The 25,432-nt window shown below is 74.5% G+C and carries 24 protein-coding genes; 12 read left to right on the top strand and 12 right to left on the bottom strand.

What is annotated here, in order from left to right; all coding sequences use genetic code 11:
- Positions 1-54: 54 nt before the first annotated feature.
- Positions 55-1,155, bottom strand: a complete 1,101-nt coding sequence (locus ABD990_RS08200; protein WP_345379461.1) for a DUF5685 family protein — start codon at positions 1,153-1,155, stop codon at positions 55-57.
- 121 nt (positions 1,156-1,276) lie between these two features.
- On the opposite strand from ABD990_RS08200, the gene ABD990_RS08195 reads away from it, so the two are divergent.
- Entirely contained in the window at positions 1,277-1,912 is a 636-nt protein-coding gene (locus ABD990_RS08195) for a LysE family translocator (RefSeq protein ID WP_345379460.1), read from the top strand.
- Positions 1,913-1,918: 6 nt separating this feature from the next.
- On the opposite strand, the gene ABD990_RS08190 is transcribed toward ABD990_RS08195, so the two are convergent.
- Positions 1,919-2,851 (bottom strand): helix-turn-helix domain-containing protein, encoded by a 933-nt coding sequence (locus tag ABD990_RS08190; protein WP_345379459.1) that lies wholly within the window; start codon positions 2,849-2,851, stop codon positions 1,919-1,921.
- A 99-nt stretch (positions 2,852-2,950) separates the two neighbouring features.
- On the opposite strand from ABD990_RS08190, the gene ABD990_RS08185 reads away from it, so the two are divergent.
- From ABD990_RS08185 to ABD990_RS08170, 4 genes are all read left to right on the top strand, one after another.
- Positions 2,951-3,655 (top strand): M50 family metallopeptidase, encoded by a 705-nt coding sequence (locus ABD990_RS08185; protein ID WP_345379457.1) that lies wholly within the window; start codon positions 2,951-2,953, stop codon positions 3,653-3,655.
- A gap of 32 nt (positions 3,656-3,687) precedes the next feature.
- The gene (locus tag ABD990_RS08180) at positions 3,688-4,116 is read left to right on the top strand and encodes a nitroreductase family deazaflavin-dependent oxidoreductase (protein ID WP_345379456.1); all 429 of its coding nucleotides are present in this window, start codon (positions 3,688-3,690) and stop codon (positions 4,114-4,116) included.
- A 1,125-nt stretch (positions 4,117-5,241) separates the two neighbouring features.
- Positions 5,242-5,676 carry a GlcG/HbpS family heme-binding protein gene (locus ABD990_RS08175; protein ID WP_345379455.1) on the top strand — a complete coding sequence of 145 codons (435 nt, stop codon included), beginning with the start codon at positions 5,242-5,244 and terminating at the stop codon, positions 5,674-5,676.
- Positions 5,673-6,665 (top strand): EamA family transporter, encoded by a 993-nt coding sequence (locus ABD990_RS08170; RefSeq protein ID WP_345379453.1) that lies wholly within the window; start codon positions 5,673-5,675, stop codon positions 6,663-6,665. Before ABD990_RS08175 ends, ABD990_RS08170 begins: the two co-directional genes overlap by 4 nt.
- Positions 6,666-6,781: 116 nt before the next feature.
- Here ABD990_RS08170 and glnA read toward each other — a convergent pair whose 3' ends face one another.
- A complete protein-coding gene (glnA, locus tag ABD990_RS08165; protein ID WP_345379451.1) occupies positions 6,782-8,203 on the bottom strand; it encodes a type I glutamate--ammonia ligase in 1,422 nt (473 codons plus the stop codon).
- A 142-nt stretch (positions 8,204-8,345) separates the two neighbouring features.
- On the opposite strand from glnA, the gene ABD990_RS08160 reads away from it, so the two are divergent.
- On the top strand, positions 8,346-8,804 hold the full coding sequence (locus ABD990_RS08160) for an RDD family protein (RefSeq protein ID WP_345379450.1): 459 nt from the start codon (positions 8,346-8,348) through the stop codon (positions 8,802-8,804).
- A gap of 60 nt (positions 8,805-8,864) precedes the next feature.
- Here the strand turns inward: ABD990_RS08160 and ABD990_RS08155 are convergent, their stop codons facing one another.
- The 3 genes from ABD990_RS08155 to ABD990_RS08145 are packed head-to-tail and all read right to left on the bottom strand — an operon-like array spanning position 8,865 to position 11,573.
- Entirely contained in the window at positions 8,865-9,593 is a 729-nt protein-coding gene (locus ABD990_RS08155) for a DUF4191 domain-containing protein (RefSeq protein ID WP_345379449.1), read from the bottom strand.
- Between the two features lie 53 nt (positions 9,594-9,646).
- Positions 9,647-10,651, bottom strand: coding sequence for a lipoyl synthase (lipA, locus tag ABD990_RS08150; RefSeq protein WP_345379448.1), 1,005 nt, complete (start codon positions 10,649-10,651; stop codon positions 9,647-9,649).
- Positions 10,652-10,661: 10 nt separating this feature from the next.
- Positions 10,662-11,573 carry an oxidoreductase gene (locus ABD990_RS08145; protein WP_345379446.1) on the bottom strand — a complete coding sequence of 304 codons (912 nt, stop codon included), beginning with the start codon at positions 11,571-11,573 and terminating at the stop codon, positions 10,662-10,664.
- A gap of 26 nt (positions 11,574-11,599) precedes the next feature.
- Here ABD990_RS08145 and ABD990_RS08140 point away from each other — a divergent pair, with 26 nt between their 5' ends.
- The 4 genes from ABD990_RS08140 to ABD990_RS08125 all read left to right on the top strand — a co-directional run bounded on the left by ABD990_RS08140 (position 11,600) and on the right by ABD990_RS08125 (position 16,810).
- Positions 11,600-12,520 (top strand): LLM class F420-dependent oxidoreductase, encoded by a 921-nt coding sequence (locus tag ABD990_RS08140; RefSeq protein ID WP_345379444.1) that lies wholly within the window; start codon positions 11,600-11,602, stop codon positions 12,518-12,520.
- Between the two features lie 219 nt (positions 12,521-12,739).
- Complete coding sequence (locus ABD990_RS08135) at positions 12,740-13,765, top strand: glycoside hydrolase family 18 protein (protein WP_345379442.1); 1,026 nt, start codon at positions 12,740-12,742, stop codon at positions 13,763-13,765.
- Complete coding sequence (locus tag ABD990_RS08130; RefSeq protein WP_345379441.1) at positions 13,762-14,649, top strand: hypothetical protein; 888 nt, start codon at positions 13,762-13,764, stop codon at positions 14,647-14,649. The genes ABD990_RS08135 and ABD990_RS08130 overlap by 4 nt, the downstream gene beginning before the upstream one ends.
- A gap of 13 nt (positions 14,650-14,662) precedes the next feature.
- Positions 14,663-16,810 (top strand): bifunctional polysaccharide deacetylase/glycosyltransferase family 2 protein, encoded by a 2,148-nt coding sequence (locus ABD990_RS08125; RefSeq protein ID WP_345379439.1) that lies wholly within the window; start codon positions 14,663-14,665, stop codon positions 16,808-16,810.
- 51 nt (positions 16,811-16,861) lie between these two features.
- Here the strand turns inward: ABD990_RS08125 and lipB are convergent, their stop codons facing one another.
- The 5 genes from lipB to lpdA all read right to left on the bottom strand — a co-directional run bounded on the left by lipB (position 16,862) and on the right by lpdA (position 23,211).
- Positions 16,862-17,623 (bottom strand): lipoyl(octanoyl) transferase LipB, encoded by a 762-nt coding sequence (gene lipB, locus ABD990_RS08120; RefSeq protein ID WP_345379438.1) that lies wholly within the window; start codon positions 17,621-17,623, stop codon positions 16,862-16,864.
- Between the two features lie 74 nt (positions 17,624-17,697).
- Entirely contained in the window at positions 17,698-18,939 is a 1,242-nt protein-coding gene (locus ABD990_RS08115) for an NAD(P)/FAD-dependent oxidoreductase (protein WP_345379436.1), read from the bottom strand.
- On the bottom strand, positions 18,936-19,826 hold the full coding sequence (locus ABD990_RS08110; RefSeq protein WP_345379435.1) for a TIGR01777 family oxidoreductase: 891 nt from the start codon (positions 19,824-19,826) through the stop codon (positions 18,936-18,938). The genes ABD990_RS08115 and ABD990_RS08110 overlap by 4 nt, the downstream gene beginning before the upstream one ends.
- A 127-nt stretch (positions 19,827-19,953) precedes the next feature.
- The gene (gene sucB, locus ABD990_RS08105; protein WP_345379433.1) at positions 19,954-21,789 is read right to left on the bottom strand and encodes a 2-oxoglutarate dehydrogenase, E2 component, dihydrolipoamide succinyltransferase; all 1,836 of its coding nucleotides are present in this window, start codon (positions 21,787-21,789) and stop codon (positions 19,954-19,956) included.
- A 51-nt stretch (positions 21,790-21,840) separates the two neighbouring features.
- Positions 21,841-23,211 carry a dihydrolipoyl dehydrogenase gene (gene lpdA, locus ABD990_RS08100; protein ID WP_345379432.1) on the bottom strand — a complete coding sequence of 457 codons (1,371 nt, stop codon included), beginning with the start codon at positions 23,209-23,211 and terminating at the stop codon, positions 21,841-21,843.
- 164 nt (positions 23,212-23,375) lie between these two features.
- Between lpdA and ABD990_RS08095 the strand changes: the two genes are divergently transcribed.
- Positions 23,376-23,732: an oxidoreductase gene (locus tag ABD990_RS08095; RefSeq protein WP_345379431.1), complete on the top strand. Its 357-nt coding sequence runs from the start codon at positions 23,376-23,378 to the stop codon at positions 23,730-23,732.
- Here ABD990_RS08095 and ABD990_RS08090 read toward each other — a convergent pair.
- On the bottom strand, positions 23,729-24,538 hold the full coding sequence (locus ABD990_RS08090; protein ID WP_345379430.1) for an SDR family NAD(P)-dependent oxidoreductase: 810 nt from the start codon (positions 24,536-24,538) through the stop codon (positions 23,729-23,731). The two genes, ABD990_RS08095 and ABD990_RS08090, sit on opposite strands and share 4 nt — an antisense overlap.
- A gap of 99 nt (positions 24,539-24,637) precedes the next feature.
- Between ABD990_RS08090 and ABD990_RS08085 the strand changes: the two genes are divergently transcribed.
- The gene (locus ABD990_RS08085) at positions 24,638-25,408 is read left to right on the top strand and encodes a hypothetical protein (RefSeq protein WP_345379428.1); all 771 of its coding nucleotides are present in this window, start codon (positions 24,638-24,640) and stop codon (positions 25,406-25,408) included.
- The last annotated feature ends 24 nt before the right edge of the window (positions 25,409-25,432 follow it).

The raw sequence follows: 25,432 nt of genomic DNA, 5'->3' as shown, positions 1-25,432 counted from the left end.
CCTGGAGCGGCAGTAGGCACTCACGGCCCCCGCCGACCTGGGGAGACGGCCGGCTCAGCAGTCGCAGCCGCAGCAGTCGCAGTCCGAGCAGCAGCTGCAGCACTCGCAGCTCGCCTCGGAGCAGTCGCAGCAGTTCGCGCAGGTCTCGCTGCGGCAGAACCCCTCGCGCGCCTCCCGGGTCCACGGGTCCTCGAAGGTGTCCGCGCAGCACATCTGGCAGCTGCAGAAGAGGCCGACGGCCACGGCGCAGCCGGCGAGGGCGCCCCGGGGCGGCCGCGGGCCGGGGCGCGAGGGCGGCGCGTCCGGCTTCCCCTCGGCGTGTGCGAAGGCGTGCGCGATCGCCCGGTCGACCTCGTGGACCAGCAGCCGGTGCGCCAGCCGACGGTTCGTCCAGCGCACCTCTTCCAGGGCGAGCCGGATGCCCAGCGCGGCGTCGTCGGCCAGGGCACGGGCGGCGAGGAGATCGGTGCCGGTCGCGCGCAGCGGGTTCCACGCACCCGCGGCGGCGTCGGTGGGAAGGTCCTCGACGGCGTCGAGCAGGTGGGCGAGCCGCCCGAACAACCGCCCGGCCTCCGCGAGCGGCCCCGCGTTGTCCGGGCGCCCGGCGAGGACCGCGGTGTGCGCGAAGGCCGCCGCGGTGGCCGACTCGGTGGGTTCGGTGACGGCGAGCAGCGGCGCCCCGGCCTGCTCCAGGGCCGGCTGCCGGGCGACGGCGTCGAGCAGGACCGCGGGGTCCAGACCGAGCCCCGCCGCACCCGTCGAGGCCCGTGCGGCCCACCCGGCCGCCAGGCGCCGGGCCGCCGCCGCGACCGGGCGGCGCGCGAACGGGCCGTCGCCGTCCGCGACGTGGTCGGCGAGCGTCGCCGAGGCCAGCACCAGGCTCACCGCGGCCGCCAGCCGGGCTCCGTCGCCGGTCGCGACCCGCGCGGTCCGCATGCCGCGCCACGGGCACGGGCCGGCGGTCCGGCGACGCCGGGCGGGGGCCTGGGCGTCGAGCAGAACCGAGATCAGCAGCCCGTCGTAGTTCGTGGCGACCCGCGCGGCCTGGCCGTGCTCGTCCCGCAGGGCGTAGCAGAGCCCGCACAGGTGGCCGATCCACTCGGCGCGCAGGGCGGGGGAGAGGGTGTGCCGGCAGGGCCGGACCATGCCGAACACGCGCCGGATCGTAGCGACGCCGCCCGCTCCGTCCGGCGACGATCCGGAAACGCGCCCCGGCGAACGGGACGTTCCGGAAAGTCGTGGCGGGCCGCGGCGGACCCGGCCTACCGTCACCGCCATGCCCTCGACCGGCGCGATCCTCGCCTTCCTCGCCGCGTCCCTGGTGCTGGTCGCGATCCCGGGCCCGAGCGTGCTGTTCATCGTGGGGCGGGCCCTCGCGCACGGCCGTCGTGCCGCGTTGACCAGCGTCGCGGGGAACACGACGGGCGTCGCCGTGCTGGTCGTGGTCGTCGCGCTGGGGCTCGGGGCCGTCGCCGCCGCCTCCGCCGGCGTGTTCACGGCGATCAAGCTCGCCGGCGCCGCCTACCTGGTCTGGCTGGGCGTGCACACGATCCGCACCCGCGGCGACCTCGTCGCGGCGCTCGGGGCACCCGGCGCGACCGCGGACCGGCGCGTGTACCTGCAGGGCGTGGTCGTCGGGCTGACCAACCCCAAGGCGCTGGTGTTCTTCGCCGCCGTGCTCCCGCAGTTCCTCGGCCCGCAGGCGCCGAACCCGTCGTTGCAGCTGCTCACCTTCGGCCTGCTCTTCTGCCTGACGGCGGCGCTGCTGGACTCGGCCTGGGGCCTCGCCGCGGGTGCCGCGCGGGACTGGTTCGCGACCAGCCCGGCCCGCCTGCGCCGGGTGGGCGGCGCAGGCGGGCTGGTGCTCGTGGGGATGGGCGTCGGGCTGGCCTTCAGCGGCCGGCACGACTGACCCGCCCTACCGCGTGGCCCGGAGCGCCGCGGCGAACCACTCGAAGGCCGGAACGGTCGGCGGGCGCTCCGGCCAGCCGTTGAGCCGCCCGAGCAGGGTCCAGTACCGCTCGACGCGCCGATCGCTGAAGGTGTCGACCATGGCCGCCAGCCCGGCCCGGTCGGCGGCCTCGTCGACGCCGATGCGCTCCAGCACCGCGGCCGCCTCCGGGGAGGCCGGGTCGACGCCCTCCCGCAGCGCCGCGCCGGCGTGCTCCAGGACCAGGGCGGGGTCGTAGGGCGGCGGCGCGGCCGCCTCGGACCCCGCGACCGCCATCTCCCGCGCCCGGGCCCGGAAGGCCGGGTCGGAGACGAGGTCGGCGAGCTCGACCCATGCCTCCACCTGCTCCGCCGTCGGCTCCTCCGGCAGCTCGGCCGGCATGGTGCGCATCGCGGACGCGATGCCGGCACCCGGCGCCTCCGGGTCGGTGCCGGCGAAGGTCTCGGTCACGAAGTCGTCGATCATCCGCTGCCGCGCCTCGGCGGACAGCCTGGCCAGGTCGTTCATCAGTCTCAGCTCCCTCGGTGTGGGCTCCGCGCCGTCGCGGGCGAGCAGGGTGCACACGGCACGCTGCACCCGCAGGGCGCGGATCCGTTCGTCGATGGCCCGCACGTGCGCGGCCGCCACCTCGCCGACCCGACGTCGGCGCAGCAGCACCTCCCGCACGTCGTCCAGACCCAGCCCGAGCTCCCGCAGGGTGCGGACGAGATCGAGCCGGGCCACGGCGGCCGCGTCGTACCGGCGGTAGCCGGCGGGGCTCCGATCGGTCTCGGGCAGCAGGCCCTCGTCCGACCAGAAGCGGATGGTGCGGACGGGCACCCCCGAGCGCCGGGCGAGCTGCCCGATCGTCAGCAGGGTGCGGTCCGGTGCTCCGGTCTGCCCCTTCGTCGTCGCGGTCACGGCATCCACCCTCGAGGTTCCAGCGGCTGGAAGGTCAAGGAGGAATCCTGCCGGGTGGGTCCTCAGCCCGCGCACAGCCACCGCTGCCAGACTCGGCGCGTGCTGCCAAGCGAGGTCCAGGGCGTGCTCGACGCGATGCTGGCCACCCTCACCGCCCGGCCCGCCGAGCTCGCCGCCGCGGCCGCCGCGCTGGTCGTCGTGGTGTGGACGGCGTCCTGGCGGCTGACCCGCACGGTCGTGACGATCGCGCACGAGGGCGGGCACGCGATCGTCGCCGTGCTGGTGGGGCGCGGGCTCACCGGTATCCGGCTGCACGCGGACACCTCCGGTGTCACGCACTCGACGGGCGCGGGACGCGGGCCGGGCGTGGTGCTGATGTTCCTGGCCGGGTACGTGTTCCCGCCGCTGCTCGGGCTGGGCGGCGCCGCGCTGGTCGCCGGCGGGTACACGAGCGCGCTGCTGTGGCTCGGGGTGGCGCTGCTGGTCGCGACGCTCGTCTACATCCGCAACCTGTTCGGGGCGTTCGCCGTGCTGGTGACGGGCGGGGTGCTGGGCGCCGTCGCGACCTGGGCGCCGCCGGACTGGCGGGCCGGGTTCGCGGCCGCGCTGTGCTGGTTCCTGCTGTTCGGGGGCCTGCGGGCGGTGCGGGAGCTGCAGCGCAGCCGTCGCCGGCGCCGGACCACGACCTCCGACGCCGACCAGCTCGCCGCCATCACGGGCGTACCGGGCGGAATGTGGGCGGGCATGTTCGGCTTGATCGGGACAGCGGCCACTGTGGCCGCCGCCGTGATCGTCTTCACGTGACCGGCCCTGATCGCCAGCCGAGAGGAACGCCCGTGCCCGAGGACTTCAACGCCCGCGTCATCCGCGAGTTCACGGAGAACGACGGGAAGGTCGGCCCGCCGTTCGAGGGCGCTCCGATGATCCTGCTCCACCACGTCGGCGCGCGGTCCGGCCAGGTCCGCACCAGTCCGTTGGTCTACTTCGAGGACGGGGACCGCTACCTGATCGTCGCGTCCGCCGCCGGTGCCCCGTCCCACCCGGCCTGGTACCACAACCTGAAGGCCAACCCGCGGATCTCCGTCGACCTCGGGACCTCCGACGGCGTGCGCGAGCTGACGGTCGAGGCCGCGGAGCTCACCGGGGACGAGCGGGACACGGTCTGGGAGAAGATCAAGTCCGCTGCCCCGGGCTTCGGCGACTACGAGAAGAAGACCGAGGGCATCCGCACCATCCCGGTTTTCGCCCTCACCCCCGCCGCCTGACCCACCAGCTCCTGGTCGAAGTAGCTGCCAGCCGGGCGATCGCCTGTGCGACGACGGTCCTGGTGCGACGGCGCGCGGCAACACCCCCGTCGGAGAGTGCCTCATACCCGGGGGCGTTCCACATCCGGTCGACGGCCTGTGCGGCGCCCGACCGGATGTGTCGGCTGCCTGGCGCCCGGCTCCGGGTTCCCGACCGATCGCGGGTTCGCGGCGAGCTCGCTGTCCGCTGGGTGGTCGCGTGAGCCCGATCCGTCGCCTGCATACCCGGCGGGGCGTCCCGCAGGCCGTCGACGGGGTGTGCGGCGGGCAGTTCGGGTGTGCGGAGGCGCCGGAGCGGGTGGGGGACGACCGGCGGGGTGTGCGAACCATTGAGTTCCGTAGCCATTGAGTTCGTCGCTCGGCGGTCGGCCGGCACGAGGCCGCTGTCGCTGTCGACGGCGTTTCCCCACACCCGCAGAGGCGCGGCACATCCCGTAGGGCAGCGCGGCACACCTGATCGGCTCGTCCCACATCCGGTCGACGGCCTGTGCGACGCCCGACCGGGTGTGCCGGCTGCCTGGCGCCCGGCTCCGGGTTCCCGACCGATCGCGGGATCGAGGCGAGCTCGCTGTCCGCTGGGTGGTCGCGTGAGCCCGATCCGTCGCCTGCACACCCGGCGGGGCGTCCCGCAGGCCTTCGACGGGGTGTGCGGCGGGCAGTTCGGGTGTGCGGAGGCGCCGGAGCGGGTGGGGGACGACCGGCGGGGTGTGCGAGCGACTGGATCCGTCGCCCTGAGTTCGTCGCTAGGCGGTCGGCCGACAGGAGGCCGGCGTCGCTGTCGACGGCCTCACACCCGGGGGCTCGTCCCCACACATCGTCGACGGCCTGTGCGGCGGCCGGCCGGGTGTGCGCCCGACGGCCGGCCGGGTGTGCCCGAGCACCGCGACCCGGCGCCTCAGGCGTCCGCCGTCGACGGCCTGCCCGACGACCAGTCGGGTGCCCGCTGTCCCATGCCGGTTCGGGTGTGCCGGCTGCCCGCGCCCCGGCTCCTGGTTCCCTGAACTCCCGCCCGTGCCCCCGCCGTCGTGACAGCCGCTCGGAATCCGGGTCGGCGGGAGGCGGGGGCGTCTGAGAAGGTGGCCCCTCGTGAGCATCTCGCTGGAGCAGGCCCGCACGATCGTCGACGCCGCCCTCGCCCACGGCACCGAGCAGGGGTTCAAGCCGCTGACCGTGGCCGTCCTCGATCCGGGCGGCGCGATCGTCGCCCTCGCCCGCCAGGACGGGTCCGGCTATCTGCGGCCCGACCTCGCCGTCGCCAAGGCCAACGGCGTGCTGGCGCTGGGCATGACCAACCGCGCCATCGCGGCCCGCGCCGCCGACTCGCCCGAGTTCTTCACCTCGGTCGCGAACCTCGCCGGCGGCAGGATCTTCTCGGTCCCAGGCGGCGTGTTCGTCCGGGACGGCGACGGGACGCTGCTCGGCGCGGTGGGGGTGACCGGCGACCTCTCGCTCAACGACGAGGCCGCCGCCGTCGCGGGGATCGAGGCCGCCGGCCTCGTCGCCGTCACCGGCGCGGAGTGACGGCCGGGCACGGTCCGCACCGCGCCGATCCCGCCGGCCGGGCGGCGTCGGTCGGTCTCGCGTTCGCCGTCGTCTCGGCCGTGTCGTTCGGGCTCTCCGGCCCGTTCGCGAAGGCGCTGATCGACGCCGGCTGGTCCTCGGCCGGGGCGGCGTTCGTCCGCATCGGCGGGTCGGCCGTCGTGGTGCTCGTGCTGCTCGCGGTGACCCGGCCGGGCGTGCTGGCCGCGCTGCGGGCGGACGCCCCGGCGCTGCTGCTCTACGGGCTGCTGGCGATGGCGGGCGTGCAGGTCGCGTTCTTCAACGCCGTCCGGTACATGCCGGTCAGCATCGCGCTGCTGCTGGAGTACCTGGGCCCGGTGCTGGTCATCGCCTGGGTGTGGGTGGTGCGCCGGCAGCCGCCGGGACCGCGCACGCTGGTCGGTGCGGGGGTCGCCATCGCGGGGCTGCTCCTGGTGGTGCAGATCTGGTCGGGCACCGCCGTGCCGCCGGCCGGCCTCGCGTGGGGGCTGGCCGCGGCGGTGTGCCAGGCGAGCTACTTCCTGCTCGCCGACCGCGCGGGCGCCACGACCCCGCCGATGGTGCTGGCGGGCGTCGGGATGGCGGTGGGCACCGTGGTGGTGGCGGTGCTGGGCCTGGCCGGGCTGCTGCCGCTGGTCGTGTCCCTCCCGCCCGACGGCCCGGTGGTCCTCGCGGGCGCGGACGTCGGCTGGGTGGTCGCCGCCGGCCTGCTCGTGCTGGTCTCGACCGTCGTCGCCTACCTGACCGGCGTGCTCGCGATCCGGCGGATCGGTGCGGCGCGGGGCTCCCTGGTGGCGTTGCTGGAGGTCGTCGCGTCCGCGGTGGCGAGCTGGCTGCTGCTGGGCGAGGTCCCCGCCGCGATCCAGCTGGCCGGGGGAGTGCTCATCCTGGTCGGCGTCGCGCTGACCCGTTCCCGCCCCGCCGGCCTCGCCGAGCCCCGGGAACCCTGGGACGAGCCCCGGGAGCCCTGAGAACGCGGCGACGGCCCGCCACCCCAGCGGAAAGGGGTGCACGGGCCGTCGCCTGGTCGACCATCCGACCGCCGCGGCCTGACCGCGTTCCCGCAGGTCAGGCCGCGATGACGCGATCAGACGTCGTAGTACAGCGCGAACTCGTAGGGGTGCGGGCGCAGCCGCAGCGGGTCGATCTCGTTCTCCCGCTTGTACGAGATCCAGGTCTCGATCAGGTCCGGGGTGAACACGCCGCCCTCGAGCAGGTAGTCGTGGTCCGCCTCGAGCCGGTCGATGACCGCGCCGAGCGAGGCCGGGACCTGGGCGATGTCCTTGAGCTCCTCCGGCGGGAGCTCGTAGAGGTCCTTGTCGACCGGCGCCGGCGGCTCGATCTTGTTCCGGATGCCGTCGAGACCGGCCATCAGCATCGCCGAGAAGGCGAGGTACGGGTTGCCGGACGAGTCCGGGCAGCGGAACTCGATGCGCTTGGCCTTCGGGCTGTCGCCGGACAGCGGGATCCGGATGCAGGCCGAGCGGTTGCGGGCCGAGTAGACCAGGTTGACCGGGGCCTCGAAGCCGGGGACCAGGCGGTGGTACGAGTTCACCGTCGGGTTGGTGAAGGCCAGCAGCGACGGCGCGTGGTGCAGCAGGCCGCCGATGTAGTAGCGCGCGGTGTCCGAGAGCCCGCCGTAGCCGGACTCGTCGTGGAACAGCGGCTGGCCGTCCTTCCACAGCGACTGGTGCACGTGCATGCCCGAGCCGTTGTCGCCGAACAGCGGCTTCGGCATGAAGGTCGCGGTCTTGCCGTGCTGCCACGCCGTGTTCTTGACGATGTACTTGAACAGCATGATGTCGTCGGCCGCGTGGAGCAGGGTGTCGAACTTGTAGTTGATCTCCGCCTGCCCGGCGGTGCCGACCTCGTGGTGCTCCCGCTCCACGTCGAAGCCGCTCGCGATCATCGTGCTGACGATGTCGGCGCGCAGGTCGGCGTAGTGGTCCACCGGCGGGACGGGGAAGTACCCGCCCTTGTAGTTGACCTTGTAGCCGAGGTTGCCGCCCTCCTCCTCGCGCCCGGTGTTCCACCAGCCCTCGGTCGAGTCGATGTGGTGGAAGGTCTCGTGCGGGTTCGAGCCGAACCGGATCGAGTCGAAGACGTAGAACTCCGCCTCGGGCGCCATGTAGGCGGTGTCGGCGATGCCGGACGCGGCCAGGTACTCCTCGGCCTTGCGCGCGATGTTGCGCGGGTCACGGCTGTAGGGCTCGCCCGTGATCGGGTCGTGCACGAAGAAGTTGATGTTCAGCGTCTTGTGCTTGCGGAACGGGTCCAGGCGCGCGGTCTTCGAGTCCGGCAGCAGCGCCATGTCGGACTCGTTGATGGCCTGGAAGCCGCGGACGGACGAGCCGTCGAAGGCGGCGCCGTTCTCCAGCAGGTCGCCGGCGGTGGAGGCGGGGACGGTGAGGTGCTGCATCACGCCGGGCAGGTCGCAGAACCTGATGTCGACGTACTCGACCTTCTCGTCCGAGATGTACTTCAGTACCTCTTCGGAGTTGTTGAACACGCGCGCTGGCTCCTTCAGTCGTCTCCTGATTCGGCCGCGACCGTAGGGCGGCCGTGTTGCCCGTTCATCACTCGTGCGTTTCGCAGACGTTAACGGGCCGGGATCGCGTCCTCTCTCACACGGGACAACTAGGGTAGGGCGCATGGCGGGGTTCCTCGACTCCTGGACGGGCGGTTCACCCTCCGCGCACGAGCAGGGCCACCCGGGTGAGCGGTTCGGCCTTCCGGCCGAGGGCGTGGGTGCGGTCGCCGGGTTCGGCAGGCGGCTGGTCGGCGTCACGCTGGACTGGCTGCTCGCCTACGTGCTCACCCTGGCGGTCCTGGGGCTCGACGCGCTGGGCGGGTCGCGCATCGGCTGGTGGGTGTGGGCGGTCTGGTTCGTCCTCACGGTGGTCCCGACCGCACTGTTCGGCATGACGCCGGGGATGGTCGCCGTCGGTATCCGGGTGGCCCGGGTGGACATGGCCGCGACGGTCGGGTTCCGCGCGATCCTGCGCACCGCCCTGCTCGGCCTGGTGATCCCGCCGGTGATCCGGGACGCGGACGGCCGTGGCTGGCACGATCGGGCGAGCCAGACCGTCGTGGTCCGCGCCCGCGCCTGAGAACGACGGCGGCCGGGACCCCGTTCGGGTCCCGGCCGCGCGTGCGTCGGTGTGGTGCGCTCAGCGGCGGCGCACGGTGCGCTGGACGCTGCGCATCTTGGCGCCCTGGGGCAGCGGGCCCTTCGGCATGGCGGCGGCGCGGTTGCCGAGCGCGGCCAGCCGGGCGTCGAGCGACTCCATCTCCGCGGCGCTGATGTTGCGCGGCAGCTTCATCATGTGCCGCTGCAGGCTCTTGAGGGGGACCTGGCCCTCCTCGTTGCCCACGACGACGTCGTAGATCGGGGTCTGGCCGACCACCCGCGCGGTGCGCTTCTTCTCCTGGGCCAGCAGCGACTTGACCCGGTGCGGTGCGCCCTCGGCCACGAGCACGACGCCCGGCCGACCGATGACCCGGTGCACCGCGTCGAGGTGGGTGGTGCCGGCGACGCCTTGGGTCACCCGCCACTGCCCGCGCAGCTGGTCGAGCGCCCAGCCCGCGGCCCCCGGCTGCCCGTCCGCCTGCGCGTAGACGCTGCGCTGCACCCGGCGGCCGAAGATGCTGATCGCGATCATCACGCCGATCGCGACGCCGAAGGCCAGGAAGATCCATTCGAGGCCGAAGATCAGCCCGATCAGGAACGCGACGACGGCCGCGCCGACCACCGACCCGATCATCAGCGGCAGCAGGAGCTTGTCCTGCTTGCGCTGCATCTGGAACGCCTGCCAGATCTGCGCACGCCGCTGCTTGGACGCCGCGCGCTTCTCCGCCTTCAGGCGCTTCTGGGTCTCCTTGTCGGGCTTGCCGGCCATGCGGGCCAGGATACGTCCCGCAGGCCGGGTCGCGCCGCGAGGACCGGCGACGGTCAGCCGCGGGCGAGCAGCGAGCGCGCCTCCTGGGCGGCCGGGGCCTCGGCGGCGAGGTGCGCGAGCTCGGGGGAGAGCTCCTCGCCGCGGTGGGCGACGGTCTGGGCGTAGAGCCGCCCGGCCCGGTAGGAGGAGCGGACCAGCGGCCCGGCCATGACGCCGGCGAAGCCGATCTGCTCGGCGGTCTCGGCGTGCTCGACGAACTCCTCGGGCTTGACCCACCGCTCGACGGGGTGGTGGCGCTTGGAGGGCCGCAGGTACTGGGTGATGGTGATGATCTCGCAGCCCGCGTCGTGGAGGTCCTGCAGGGCGGCGGTGACCTCCTCGGGGGTCTCGCCCATGCCCAGGATCAGGTTGGACTTGGTGACCAGCCCGTCCTCGCGCGCGGCGGTGAGCACCTCGAGCGAGCGCGAGTAGCGGAACCCGGGGCGGATCCGCTTGAAGATCCGCGGCACGGTCTCGAGGTTGTGCGCGAGCACCTCGGGGCGGGAGCCGAAGACCTCGGCGAGCTGGTCGGGCTTCGCGTTGAAGTCCGGGATGAGCAGCTCGACGCCGGTGCCCGGGTTCAGCGCGTGGATCTGCCGGACCGTCTCGGCGTACAGCCAGGCCCCGCCGTCCTCCAGGTCGTCCCGGGCCACTCCGGTGACGGTGGAGTAGCGCAGGCCCATCTGGCGCACGGACTCGGCGACGCGACGGGGCTCGTCCCGGTCGAGGTCGGCGGGCTTGCCGGTGTCGATCTGGCAGAAGTCGCAGCGTCGGGTGCACTGCTCGCCGCCGATGAGGAAGGTGGCCTCGCGGTCCTCCCAGCATTCGTAGATGTTGGGGCAGCCGGCCTCCTCGCACACGGTGTGCAGGCCGCCGGAGCGGACCAGGCCCTTCAGCTCGGTGTACTGCGGGCCGGTGCGGGCCTTCGTCCGGATCCACGAGGGCTTCCGCTCGATCGGGGTCTCGGCGTTGCGGACCTCGAGACGCAGCAGCTTGCGGCCTTCGGGAGCGATCGTCACGGCGACCAGCCTACGCCCCGGGATCGGGGGTGACGCCCGTCTCCGCGGCCGTCACGGCCCACAGCCGGCGGGCCGACCCGCGGTCCTGCGCGGCCGCGCTGCGCCGGGCCGGAGCGGGCCTCCCACGCATCTCGCCGAGCCCGCCCGGACCGATGTACTCGCCGCCCGTGAGCCCCGGCGCGGTCGCGGCGTACAGCTGCGGCAGCACCCCCTGCGCGAGGGGCTGGGTGGCGAGGGCGTTGACCGGCGTGGCGAGCCACCCCCACACCCGCCCGCGGCGGCGCAGCGAGTTGGCCAGCAGCTCGGTGTCCGTCATGCCGGGGTGCGCGGCGACCGCGATCACCGGGTCGCCGGCCGCCTTCAGGCGCCGGTCCAGCTCGGCGGCGAAGAGCAGGTTCGCGAGCTTGGACTGCGAGTAGGCGGTGCCTGGACGGTAGGGGCGCCGTCGGAAGTGGAGGTCGTCGAGGTCGAGGCCGCCCCCGCGGTGGGCCAGGCTGGAGACCACGACCACCCGCGAGGCCGGCCCGGTCCGCAGCGCAGGCATCAGCAGCCAGGTCAGTGCCGCATGGCCCAGGTGGTTCGTGCCGATCTGCAGCTCGAAGCCGTCGACGGTCGCCAGCGGCGGGGTGCCCATCACGCCGGCGTTGGCCATCAGCACGTCGAGCCGGTCGCCGGTGCGCTCGCGCACCTCCGCGGCGGCCCGCCGGACGGACGCGAGGTCGGCGAGGTCGAGCTCGACGAGCTCGGCACCGATCGGCCCGGCCACCGCCCGGCCACGGGCGGGGTCCCGCGCGGTGAGCAGCACCCGCGCACCGGCCGCGGCCAGGGCCTCGGCGGACGCCCGCCCGAGCCCCGAGGTCGCGCCCGTCACGAGCACCGTGCGTCCGGTCTGGTCGGGCAGGTCGGCGGTCCGGCGGTTCATCGCGGCCCAGGCTAGCGTTGCCCGCCGTGGACCTCCGGATCTTCACCGAACCGCAGCAGGGTGCCGACTACGACGACCTCCTCCGGGTCGCGCGGACCGCGGAGGAGGCCGGCTTCGACGCCTTCTTCCGCTCCGACCACTACCTCGCGATGGGCGGCAGCGGGGAGCCGGGCCCGACGGACGCCTGGCTGACGCTCGCCGGGCTGGCCCGCGAGACGTCCCGGATCCGGCTGGGCACCCTCGTCTCCTCGGCCACCTTCCGGCTGCCCGGGCCGCTCGCGATCGCGGTGGCGCAGGTGGACCGGATGTCCGGCGGTCGGGTCGAGCTGGGGCTGGGCACGGGCTGGTTCGAGGCCGAGCACGCCGCCTACGGCATCCCGTTCCCGCGGCTGCGCGAGCGCTTCGACCGGCTCGCCGAGCAGCTCGAGATCATCACCGGCCTGTGGCACACCCTGCCCGGGGAGCGGTTCGAGTACTCCGGTGACCACTACACGGTCACCGACTCACCGGCCCTGCCCAAGCCGGTGCAGCAGCCGGGCCCGCCGGTGATCGTCGGGGGCAAGGGCAAGCAGCGCACGCCGGCGCTCGCTGCCCGGTTCGCGTCGGAGTTCAACGTCCCCTTCTCGTCCATGGACGACGTCGCCGCGCAGTTCGCGCGGGTCGAGGAGGCCTGCGCCGCGGTGGGCCGGGACCCGAAGGAGATAGTCCGCTCCATCGCCCAGGTGGTCTGCGTGGGCCGGACGGACGAGCAGGTGAAGGCGCGGGCGCTCGCGATCGGGCGGGAGGTGGACGAGCTGAGGGCCAACGGCCTCGCGGGTTCGCCCGAGGAGGTGGCGGACCGGCTGGGCCGGTGGGCGGAGCGCACCGGCATCAGCCGCGTGTACCTCCAGGTGCTGGACCTGGGCGATCTCGACCACATCGAGCTGATCGCCACGCACCTCCTCTGACCCGGCTCCGACCAAGATCCGGGTCCGGCACTGACCGAGCGGGATGACCGGTCGGCGCGTACTGCCGTGCCGTCGTCACCCTGTGACGAACTGTCCGTAACGGACGGGTTCCCTCTTTCGATTGCCAGACGCAAGAAACGGCCACACTCCGTGAATGATCGGAGCAACGGAGTAGGCCGTTCGTAGTACTGGCTCCGTCGGACGAGGAACACCTGCTCGTTGCGAACGCACCACCTCTCAGGGCGCCGTCCGGCCCTGCTCATCCTGCTCGCGCTGGCGCCGCTGCTCCTCGCGGCGTGCGGCGCGGGCCCGTCGGCGGACGAGGCCGCGTCCGGGGACGGGGCCCACACCGGGACCCGGCTGCAGCCGTACGTCGACGCCTCGCTCGTGCCCTCGCCCCTGCCCGCCATGGCCGACGCCAGCGGGGTCACGCACGCCGTCCTCGGCTTCGTCCTCGCCGGCGCGGACGGCTGCACGCCCACCTGGGGCGGCACACAGCCCGTGACCGCGACGGCGGTGGTCGCGGCGGCCCGCGACCTCACCGAGCGTGGCGGCGGGGTCGCCGTCGCCACCGGCGGCGCGACCGGCACCTACCTCGAGAACGCCTGCACCGACGCCGCGTCGCTGGCCCGGGCCTACGGCGAGGCCCTCGACGCGGTCGGCAGCACCGAGCTGGTCGTCGACGTCGAGGAGGACGTCCCCGTCCCCACCGTCGTCGAGGCCCTGCGCACCGTGCAGGACGAGCGGCGGGCCACGGTCACGCTGACCCTCCAGGTCGACGACGCCGAACGCGGGCTGACGCCGCAGGCCGTCGACCTGGTCCGGGCGGCCGACGAGGCCGGGGTCGACGCCCGCGTCGACGCCATGGTCATGAACTTCCCCTACACCGGGTCCTGGGCCGACGCGATGACCACGGCGACCGGCACCGTCCTCACCCAACTCCGCGAGGTCTGGTCGGGGACCGGCGAGCCGGAGGTCGCCGCGCGCACCGGCGTCACCTTCATGGTCGGCCGGACCGACACCGGCGCGGTCACGACCCTCGACGACGCCACGGCCGTGGTCCGCGACGCCGACGAACGCGGCCTCGGCACCGTCGGCTTCTGGTCCGTCGGCCGCGACAACGGCGGGTGCCCCGACCGCGCCACCGCCTCCTTCGACTGCAGCGGCCTCGCGCAGTCGCCCTTCGCCTTCACCCTGGCCGCCCGCGACGCGGCGGCCGCGTCCCCCGAGGAAGGTTCCCGATGATCGACGACGACACCCTCGCGTACCGGGAGGTCCCCGAGCGGGGCCCGGTGTTCGTCGACGGCACCGGCCGCCGCCAGCGCCGGATCCGGATGGCCGTGTACGGGCTGGTCTCGATGTGCCTGGTGTTCCTGATCGTGGTCGGCAGCAGTTTGGCCGCCGGACAGCGCACCCCCATGCTGGACATCCCCGTGCTCGGCGACCTGCTGCCCGCGCCGGAGGCCGAGGCGGCCGACGACGCCGAGGGCGAGCTGCGCCCGGAGGCCCCGCCGTCCCAGGGGGGCCTGATCGGCGACGTCACCACCACCACCGGTGCGAGCACCTCCGGCGGGACGCCGACCGGCGGGGCCGCAGGCGTGATCGCCCCGCTGGCCGGGCTGCCCGCGGCTCCCGCCCCGCTCGCCCCGGTCGCGGGTGCTCCCGCCCCCGCGGCTCCCGTGCCGGGTGCCCCCCTCCCGGGCGCCCCCGTGCCGGCGGCTCCCGTGCCGGGCGCCCCCGTGCCGGCGGCTCCCGTGCCGGGCGCCCCTGCGCCGGCCGACCCCGCTGCTCCCGCCGATCCGGGGACGACGGACCCGGGCACGACCGACCCGGGCACGACCGACCCGGGGACCACGGATCCGGGCACGACCGACCCGGGGACGCCGACGGACCCGAACTCCGAGGGCGGGCAGGACCCGACCACCCCGCCGGCGAGCGACCCGACCACTCCGCCGCCGGCCACCACCCCGCCCCCGGTGACCACGACCAGGCCCCCGGTCACCACGACGACGCCGCCGGTCACGACCACCACCCGGAAGCCGACCACCCAGGCGCCGCCGCCCGCGGCCACGACGCCGCCGGTCGTCACCACGACCACCACCACGACGCCCCCGGTCGTCCCCGCGTAAGAGCAGGCAGGTCATGTCCCGTCCCCTCCGCCGGCGCGCGAGTTCGTTCTCCCTCGGCAAGTTCGTGGTCGCCCTGGTGGTGCTGGCGACCTTCGTCGCCGTGCTCCTCCTCAACGGCGTCCTCACCGCCAAGACCTCGTCCGACGCCGATGGCCACATCGTCCGCGGGCCGGACGACCGGGTGCCCGCCGCCGTCCACGAGGGCGGTTCGGCGATCGACACCATCCACGACCCGGTCCGCACGCTGAGCTACCCGGCGAAGACCATCGCCCTGACCTTCGACGACGGCCCGGATCCCGAGTGGACCCCGCAGATCCTCGAGGTCCTGGAGAAGCACCAGGTCCCGGGCACGTTCTTCGTGCTCGGCTCGATGGCCGCGCAACACCCCGACCTCGTCCGGGAGATGCGGGCGACGGGGTCCGAGATCGGGCTGCACACCTTCACCCACCCGAACCTGGCCGAGGCGTCGACCAACCGGATCGACCGCGAGCTGACGCTCACCCAGCTCGCCCTGGCCGGCGCCACGGGCGAGATCTCCTACCTGGTGCGGCCGCCGTACTCCTCGCGCTCGGACGCGCTCACCAACACCGAGTACGAGGTCGTGCGGGAGCTCGGGGAGCGCGGGTACGTCACGGCGCTCACGGACTTCGACAGCCGCGACTGGGAGCGCAAGGGCGTCGAGGTGATCGAGAAGGCCTCGAGCCCGACCTCGGACGCCGGGGGCGCGCTGCTGCTGCACGACGCCGGCGGCGACCGTTCACAGACCGTCGCGGCCCTCGACCACCTGATCCCGCAGCTGAAGGCGCAGGGCTGGCGCTTCACCACCGTCAGCGACGGCCTGGGCCTGCCCACGGCCAACACGCCGGCCGACGTGTGGGACCGCGTCTTCGGCACGGTCCTGGTCGCCGCCGCGGGCGTCTCGACCTACATCGTGCGCGGGCTGGAGTGGCTGCTCCTGCTGGTCGGCGCGCTCGTCGTCGCCCGGCTCGTGATCATGATCGTGGTCGCCCGGCGGCACGCGAAGCAGAGCCGCCTGGCCACCCGCACGCGGTCCGAGCCCTGGTACACCGCGCCCGTCTCGGTGGTGGTGCCCGCCTACAACGAGAAGGAGTGCATCGAGCACACCGTGCGCTCGCTGGTGGCGAGCGACCATCCCGTCGAGATCATCGTGGTCGACGACGGCTCGACGGACGGCACGCCGGACATCGTCGAGGCACTCGGCCTGCCCGGGGTGCGGGTGATCCGCCAGCCCAACGGCGGCAAGCCGGCCGCGCTCAACGCCGGCATCCGGGCGGCGAGCCACGAGATCGTCGTGATGATCGACGGCGACACCGTGTTCGAGCCGACGACCGTGGGCACCCTGGTGCAGCCCTTCGTCCGGCCCGAGGTCGGCGCGGTGGCCGGCAACGCGAAGGTGGCCAACCGGCGGAGCCTCGTGTCGCACTGGCAGCACATCGAGTACGTGATGGGCTTCAACCTCGACCGCCGCGTCTACGACCTGTGGCGCTGCATGACCACCGTGCCCGGCGCGGTCGGCGCGTTCCGCCGCACCGCGCTGCTCGAGGTCGGCGGGGTCAGCGACGACACCCTGGCCGAGGACACCGACCTCACGATGGCGCTGTGCCGGGCCGGCTGGCGCGTGGTCTACGAGGAGCGCGCGCGGGCCTGGACCGAGGCGCCGGGCACCCTGGGCCAGCTCTGGCGCCAGCGGTACCGCTGGAGCTACGGGACGATCCAGTCGATGTGGAAGCACCGGGCGTCGATCGTCGCGCGGGGCCCGGCCGGGCACTTCGGCCGCGTGGGGCTGCTCAACATCGCGCTGTTCCAGGTGGTGCTGCCGCTGCTCGCGCCGCTGGTCGACGTGTTCCTGGTCTACGGCCTGTTCTTCCTCGACCCGGTCACCACGCTGCTGGCCTGGGGCGGCGTGCAGCTGATCCAGCTGTTCGCCGCGGTCTACGCCTTCCGGCTGGAGCGGGAGAAGATCGGCGTGCTCTGGTTGCTGCCCCTCCAGCAGATCGTCTACCGGCAGCTGATGTACGCCGTGCTCATCCAGTCGATCATGACCGCGCTGGCGGGCATCCGGCTGAAGTGGCAGAAGCTGCGCCGCACCGGCGACTTCGGCGGCGCGCCCGTCCAGAAGACGGTGGGGGCCGGTCTGTAGGTCCGTCGTGGGTGGCGGTGGTCGCCGGAGCGACCATCGCCACCCGGGGGCTCAGTGCAGGGACGGGTGCAGCTGCAGGTCCAGCCCGGCCACGCCTGCGGCCACCGCCGTCTCGCGCCGCGGCACCACGTGCTCGCGGACGGGCAGGGTGCCCTCGAGGGCGGCGAGCACCGCCTCGGTGACGCTCGCGAGCACCTCGTCCGTCGGGATCTCGCGGCCCAGCTCGGCGGACAGCGAGGTCACGCCCGCGTCCGTGATGCCGCAGGGCACGATCCGGCCGAACTCGCCGAGGTCGGGGTCGCAGTTCAGCGCGAAGCCGTGCAGCGTCACGCCGCCCTGGACGCGCACGCCGATGGCGGCGATCTTGCGCTCGGGGCGCAGGTCGTCGGCCGGGAGCCACACGCCGCTGCGGCCCTCGACCCGGCCGGCGGTGCTCACGCCGAGGCCGTGGCAGACCGCGATCAGGGCCTCCTCGAGCCGCCGCACGTAGTCGACGACGTCGAGGGGCTCGCCGAGCGAGACGATGGGGTAGCCGACGAGCTGACCGGGGCCGTGCCAGGTGATCCGGCCGCCGCGGTCGACGTCGATGACCGGGGTGCCGTCGGTGGGACGGTCCTCGGGGCGGGTCCGCTTGCCCGCGGTGTACACCGACGGGTGCTCGAGGAGCATGAGCACGTCCGGTCCGGTGCCGGCACGCCGCGCCTCGGCGTTGGCGCGCTGGACGTCCCAGGCGGTGAGGTAGTCGATCGTGCCGAGGAGGTCCACCCGCACGGGGTTGGGCGAGCGGCGGCACGAGGTTCCCTGGCTGGCCACCGGCCCAGAGTACGCCCGCAGATCCTCGCGGACGGGCGGGTGTGGTCACACCACGGGGACCGCACAGCCGGTGCTCAGGTGAGGGCGCGCAGCACCTCCGCGGCCGCCCGCCGACCGCTGACCAGTGCACCCTGCGTGGACGGGGTGTCCCGGTGGTCGCCGCACACGAACAGGCCCTCGCCCAGTGCGACCCCGCTGCGCAGCGGCCGGCCGGGGAGGAAGGCGGGCAGCGCGCCGCGGATCTCCGCGGTGTGCACGAGCTCCCAGCCGTCCGTCGAGGTGGCGTAGATCCGGGCCAGCTCGCGGCGCACCTCGGGCTCGGGGATCGCCGGGCCGACGACCGTCGAGGAGACCAGGGGGCGGCCGGAGGCCGAGTACTCCGGGGCCGCCGCCGTCAGGACGACGGTGTTGGCGACCGGCCCGCCGGTGCCGTCGAGGTGCAGGATCGGCTCGTCGGCCGGCGGTTCGGGCATGGTGTGGTACCAGGTCGTGAGCGTGCGGGTCTCCGGCGCGGTCGTGCCGGGGAGCAGCCGGGCGGCCGTGTCGGCGTCCGTCGCGACGACGACCGCGCGGGCCGCCATCTCGCCGTCCCTCGTGCGCACGATCGGGGTCGCCCCGCCGGTGACGGACTCGACGGGGGTGCGCAGCCGCACCGGCAGCCCGGCGGCCAGCCGGCGGGGGAGGGCCTCCATGCCGTCGGCCGGCACGAACACCCGGCCCAGCGCGAAGCTGCGCCACACCAGCCGGACGAAGGCCTCGCTCGTCACGAGCTCCCGGTCGGCGAGCACGCCCGAGAGGAAGGGGCGCAGGAAGGTCTCCGTGGCGGTGCCGCCGAGCCCGGCCGCGGCCAGGTCCGCGGCGGCCGAGCGGGCCGTGCGGAGGGCGGTGCGCCGGGGCGGGGTGGCGAGCCCCCGCGCGGTCCAGGCGACGAGCTTCGCGAGGTCCGCGGGCGGGAGCGCGCGCAGCGAGCCGGGCGCACCCGTCGGCTCGCGCAGCGGGTTGACGAACCGGCGCAGGGCCCCGTCGGCGGTCCGGATCGCCGCGCCCGGCTCGAACGCGCGCATCGCCAGGGACTCCGGTCCGTCCGGCCCGAGGACCGTGCGCAGGGCGGGATAGGCCGTGTTGAGCACCTGGAAGCCGCGGTCGCAGCGGAAGCCGTCCACGACGTCCGTCGCGATCCGCCCGCCGACCCGGTCGGCCGCCTCCAGGACGGTGACGTCGAGGCCGCGGCGGCGCAGGATCCGGGCTGCGCGCAGCCCGGCGACCCCCGCCCCGACCACGGCGACGTCCGTGTCGGGGGTGCGCGCGCCCGTCATGCCCGGACGGCCGCGGAGAGAGCGTCGGCGAGCGTGGTGTGCCGGAAGGAGAAGCCGGCGCCGAGCAGCGCGCGCGGCATCGCACGCTGGGAGAACAGCAGCATCTCGCGGCCCATGTCGCCGAGCACGGCGCTCACCGCGAAGGCCGGGACGACCAGCGGGGCCGGCCGGCCGACGGCGCTCGCGAGGGTCTGGGTGAGGACCTTGTTGGTCACCGGGGTGGGCCCGGTGACGTTGACCGGGCCGCTCAGCGAGTCGTTCTCGACGGCGAACCGGATGGCCGCGACCTCGTCGTCGAGCGAGACCCAGGGCATGTACTGCTCGCCGCTGCCGATCCGCGCGCCCAGGAACGCCTTCCACACCGGACGCATCAGTGCGAGCAACCCGCCCGACGGCGAGAGCACCAGCCCGGTGCGCAGCCGGACCACCCGGACGCCGGCGTCGGCGGCCGGCGCGGTCGCCGCCTCCCAGTCCCGGCAGACCTCGGCCAGGAAGCCCTCGCCGGACGGGGCGGACTCGTCGATCTCCTCCGGCCCGGCGTCGCCGTAGTACCCGACGGCCGAGCCGCTGATCATCGCGGGGACGCCGGCCCGGGCGACGGCGGTGGCCAGCACCTCGGTCGGGACGTTGCGGCTGTCCCGGATCGCCTGCTTGCGCGCCCCGCTCCACGGCCGGTCGCCGATCCCGACGCCGCCGAGGCTCACCACCGCGTCCGCCCCGTCGAGGGCGCCCTCGTCGATCGCGCCGGACGGCGGGTCCCAGCCCCGCTCGTCCGGGGCGGAGGGCGCGCGGCGGACCAGCCGCACGACCTCGTGGCCCGCCTCCCGCAGGCCGGCGACCAGGGCGGTTCCGATCAGGCCGGACGAACCGGCGACGACGACGCGCACGGCCCGGATCCTTCCGAACCCGGCCGGGGCGCGCGACTCGGGCACGCCGACGCGGAGGCGTGAGAACGGCCGGAGGGGCCCCGCGACCTGCGGGACCCCTCCGGCTGTGAGCCGTCGTGAGTGGGCGTCAGAGACCGAGCTCGGCCTCGAACGCGCCCTCCTCCAGCCGCGCGCGGATCGCGCTGACGAACCGGCCGGCATCGGCGCCGTCGACGATCCGGTGGTCGTAGGTCAGCGGCAGGTAGCAGACCGACCGCACGGCGATGACGTCCTCGCCGTCCGGCCCGGCCACGACCTTCGGCTCCTTCGCGATCGCACCGGTGCCGAGGATCGCGACCTGCGGCTGGTTGATGATCGGCGTGTCGAACAGCGCGCCGGCGCTGCCGATGTTCGTGATCGTGAAGGTGCCGCCGGAGAGCTCGTCCGGCTTGATCGTGTTGTTGCGGGTGCGGGCCGCGACGTCCGCGATCTTGCGGGCGAGCCCGGCCAGCGACAGGTCCTCGGCGTTCTTGATCACCGGGACGAGCAGGCCGCGCGGGGTGTCGACGGCGATCGCCAGGTGGACGTTGCCGTGGTACTCGATCTGCTTGCCGTCCCCGGTGATCGAGGCGTTGACGGCGGGGAAGGCCTTGAGGGCCTCGACCGTGGCCTTGGCGAAGAACGGCAGGTAGGTGAGCTTGACGCCCTCGCGCTGCTCGAAGGCCGCCTTCGCCCGGGCGCGCAGCTTCGCGATCCGGGTGACGTCGACCTCCTGCACGGTGGTCAGCTGGGCGGAGACCCGCAGCGACTCGGTCATGCGCTGGGCGATGACCTGGCGCAGGCGCGGCATCTTCACCGTGGTGCCCGGCTGCGGGGCGTCGGCGGCGCGCGCCGGGACCTTCGTGGGCTCCTTCGGCGCACCGGTCGGCGCGGCGGCCGCCGGGGCCGGCTGCTCGGGGGCCGCGGCGGGCGCCGGGGCCTTGGCGGCCTCGGCCGCGGCGAGTACGTCCTGCTTGCGGATGCGGCCGCCGACGCCCGAGCCCTCGATGGTGTCGAGGTCCACGCCGTGCTCCGCGGCCAGCTTGCGGACCAGCGGGGTGACGTACGGCGGGGCGGAGGTGCCCTTGGTCTCGGCCTTGCCGTTGCCCGACCCGCCGCCCGACGGGGCGGGCGCGGTCTCGGCGGCGCGGGCGGTGTCCTCGGTCTCCGGCTCCGCCGGCTCCGGGGCGGCCTGCTCCTCCTTCACCGGCTCCTTCGGGGCCTCTTGCGTGGGCTCCTCGGTCTTCGGGGCGTCCGCCTTCGGGGGCTCGGGCGCCTTCTCCTCGGCGGGGGCCGAGGCGGCGTCCGCGTCGCCGATGACGGCGAGCTGGCCGCCGACCTCGACGGTGTCGTCCTCGCCGACGGACAGCTCGAGGACCGTGCCGGCGACCGGCGACGGGATCTCGGTGTCGACCTTGTCGGTGGAGACCTCGAGCAGCGGCTCGTCGATCTCCACGGTGTCGCCGACCTGCTTGAGCCAGCGGGTCACCGTGCCCTCGGTGACCGACTCGCCGAGCTCGGGCATGGTGACCGGGGTGCCGCCGCCGGAGGACGTGCCGGTCGCGGCCTTGGGGGCCTCCTGCGGCTCCTCGGCCTGCGCGGGCTCCGGCTCGGCCTCCGCGGCCTCGGGCTCGGCCTGCGCGGCCTCGGGCTCCGCCGCCTCGGACTGGGGCTGGGCCTCGGGCTGCGCCGCACCCTCGTCGGACCCCTCGTCGCCGATCACGGCGAGCTCGCCCCCGACCTCGACGGTCTCGTCCTCGCCGGCCACGATCCGCTGCAGGACGCCGGCGACCGGGGACGGGATCTCGGTGTCGACCTTGTCGGTGGAGACCTCGAGCAGCGGCTCGTCGACCTCGACGGTGTCGCCCTCCGCCTTGAGCCAGCGGGTGACGGTGCCTTCGGTGACGCTCTCACCGAGGGCGGGCATCTGGACGGAGAAGGCCATGTCTGCTCGGATCCTCTTTCGACGTGCGGTGGGTGTGGTCCGTTCGGGACCTCAGCCGTGGGTGTGCAGGGATTTGCCGGCCAGGGCGAGGTGTGCCTCGCCGAACGCCTCGTTCTGGGTGGGGTGGGCGTGCACGAGCGGGGCGACGTCGCCGGGCTCGGCCTCCCAGTTGTAGACGAGCTGGGCCTCGCCGATGAGTTCGCCGACGCGGGCGCCGACCATGTGGATCCCGACCACCGGGCCGTCCGTCGCGCGCACGAGCTTGATCGCGCCGGAGGTCTGCAGGATCTGCGACTTGCCGTTGCCGCCCAGGTCGTAGGTCAGGGTCTCGATCTCCCCGAACTTGTCCTTGGCCTGCGCCTCGGTGAGCCCGACCGAGGCCACCTCGGGCTCGCAGTAGGTGACCCGCGGAATCCCGGCCTCGTCGATCGGGGCCGGGTCGAGCCCGGCGATGTCCTCGGCCACGAAGATGCCCTGCTGGAACCCGCGGTGGGCCAGTTGCAGGCCGGGCACGATGTCCCCGACGGCGTAGACACCCTCGAGGTTGGTGCGCAGCCGCTCGTCGGTGGTGACGAACCCGCGCTCCATCCCCAGCCCGGCCTCCTCGTAGCCGTGCCCGGTGGTGTTCGGGCCGCGCCCGACCGCGACCAGCAGCAGATCGGCCTCGATCTCCTCACCGGACTCCAGGGAGACGGTGACGGTGTCGTTGACCTGCTTGGCGCCGGTGAACTCGACCCCGGTCCTCGCGGTGATCTTGCGGCGGCGGAAGGCGCGTTCGAGCAGCTTGGAGGCGAACTCGTCCTCGTTGGGGACCAGCCGGGGCAGGGCCTCGACGACGGTGACCTCGGCGCCGAAGGAGCGCCAGACGGAGGCGAACTCGACCCCGATCACCCCGCCGCCGAGCACCACGACCCGCCGGGGCACCTCGTCCAGGGCGATGGCCTGGTCGGAGGTGATGATCCGGCCGCCGATCTCCAGCCCGGGCAGGGTCTTGGAGTAGGAGCCGGTGGCCAGCACGACGTTCCGGCCGGCGTAGGTGGTGCCGTCCACCTCGACCGAGCGCGGGCCGCGGAAGGTGCCGGCGCCCTCGACGAGCTCGATCTTGCGGGACTTCACCAGCCCCTGCAGGCCCTTGTAGAGCCGGCCGACCACGCCGTCCTTGTAGGTGTTCACCCCGGCCATGTCGATGCCCATCAGCTGGGAGAGCACGCCGACCTTGGCGCCGTCGCGGGCGGCGTCGGCGACCTCGGCAGCGTGCAGCAGGGCCTTGGTGGGGATGCAGCCGCGGTGCAGGCACGTGCCGCCGAGCTTGTCCTTCTCCACCAGCACCACCGACATGCCCAGCTCGGCGGCCCGCAGGGCACACGCGTAACCACCGGAACCGCCGCCGAGGATCACCAGATCGGCAGTCCGTTCGGGCACGTCCGTTCTCCTCACTCGCGGCGTCAGTGCGTCCGGCGACCCGGTGCTCCGTCCGGGGCGGCCCCATCTTGTCACTCGGTGGCAACAGTCGCTGGAACCGGTCCGGGAGAAATCCGCACAGGTCGCGCGTTGGGTGGGTAGCTGTCGAGGGGAGCGGAGGCCTCATGGGACTGTTCGGCCGCAAGCGCGCCGGTGGGCGGCGTGGTGCCGCGGCCGAGGACGCCGAGTACCTGCGCGCCTGGGCGGCGATGCGCGAGGGCGTGGAGGCCTTCGTCGAACCCCGCACCGCCGTGACCGAGACGACCATGGTCCTCGTCGCCAAGGACGGGGAGTGGACGCGGCGCCGGGTCGCCGGGCCGGAGGGCGCCCGCAGGCTCGCCCGGTCGCTGAAGATCCCTGTCTACGACGTCCAGCTCGTCGGCTACCCGCAGCGGATGCGCGACCACGACGCCCGGCAGCGGGTCCTGCGCGAGCGCGAGCGCCGGCGCGGGCTGGGGGAGCTCGGCGGCTACGGTTCCTAGTGACTCTTGCGCGCACCGATCGCCTGCAGCACGGGGGCGGCGCGCAGCAGCGGGCCGGGGGCCAGGGCGGACAGTCGCATCATCGCGCCGCGCCAGCCGGGCACCGTCTTGTAGACGCGGCCGGTCCCGAACAGGCCGACCAGCTCGGTGGCCACGCGCTCCGGGCTGAGCAGCACGCCCGAGCGCACGAGCGCGCGCGCTCGGGGCTCCATCGTCTCGAGCAGGGCCGTCGCGACGCCGTCGGGGTTGATCGCGTGCACCCGGATCCCGTCCGCCCGCACCTCGGCCGAGAGCGCGGAGGCGAGGGACAGCACGGCTGCCTTCGTCGCGGCGTAGAGGGAGAGGCCGGGCACCGGGCCGAGCCCGGACAGCGAGGCGGTGATCGCGAGGTCGCCCCCGCCGCCCTGCTCGCGGAACGCGGCGATCGCCGCGCGGGAGCCCCACACCGGGCCGAGCAGGTTGATCTCGACCAGGGCCCTGGCCTCGGCGTCCGTCAGCTCGGCGAGCGGGCCGCCCGTCCCGACGCCGGCATTGCTCACCCACGCGCCGAGCGGGGCGATCCCGCGGGCCCGGGCCGCGATCGCGTGGGCCGCGGCGGGGTCGGTGACGTCGTACGCGGCGGGCTCCCCGCCGATCTCCGCCGCGGTGGACTTCGCAGCGGCCTCGTCGACGTCCGTGACCAGGACGCGGTAGCCGCGCCCGGCGAGCTCACGGGCGATCGCGGCGCCGATGCCGCGCCCACCACCGGTGACGACGGCCGAGCGGGAGCCTGCGGGGACCGAGTGGGCGACACTGCGGCGGATCACGCGCCTGACCCTACCCGCGGGTAGCGATCAGGGAACCCCCGAGACGGGTCCGGGACGGGCCCCGATGTCCGGTCCGTCGCCGCCCGGTGGACTCGGTGCGTGCCCGCCTCGACACCCGCCTCGACACCCGCCCGCTCGCGCACCACGGCCACCGCCCGTCCGCCGGCCCGGTCGTCGGGGACGTCGTCGGGAGGGTCGTCGGGAGCGTCGGCGGGACGGGGAGGCGTCGCGGCGCGGACCTGGCGCCGGCTGGCCGTCTGGGCGCACGTCCTGTCCTCGGTGGGCTGGATGACCTGCGCGCTCGCCCTGTTCGCGCTGCTCGTCCCGGCCCTGCGGGGCGGCGCGCCGTGGGCGGTCGAGGCCGCCCACCACCTCGACACGCAGCTCCTCGCGCCCCTGGCCAACACCTCCGCCGCGACCGGCCTCGTGCTCTCGCTCGGCACCGCGTGGGGGCTGGCGGTGCACCGGTGGGTGCTGACGAAGCTCCTCATCACCCTGGTGCAGCTCTACCTGGGGATCTTCGTGCTGTCGGAGGCGCTCGACACCGCCGCCGACACGCTCCGCGTCTCGCCCGCCCTGGTCGTGGGCACGGCGCCGATGGCGGGCGCGATCGCCGTGCAGGCCTGGCTGTCGGTCGCCAAGCCCGGCGGGCGCACGAGGTGGGGCACCCGGGGCGGGCGGTCGGTCACCCTCCCGACCGCACCACCCTGGGTGTTCGCGCTGGTCGTCGCCGCCCCGGTGGTGGACGTGACGCTCGGCCTGCTCCTCGGCTTCCCCTCGCCGCTGTGCTCGCTCGCCGCGGTGGTGGTCGCGGCGGTGGTCCGTCACCGCGCCCTCCGCCGCGCCCGCCGCGGGAGCGCCCCCGCGTAGCTCCCGACTCGCGGAAGCTCACAG

This window comes from Pseudonocardia yuanmonensis, from assembly GCF_039542425.1.
GTDB lineage: Bacteria > Actinomycetota > Actinomycetes > Mycobacteriales > Pseudonocardiaceae > Pseudonocardia > Pseudonocardia yuanmonensis.
This window is presented reverse-complemented; position numbering and strand designations above follow the sequence as displayed.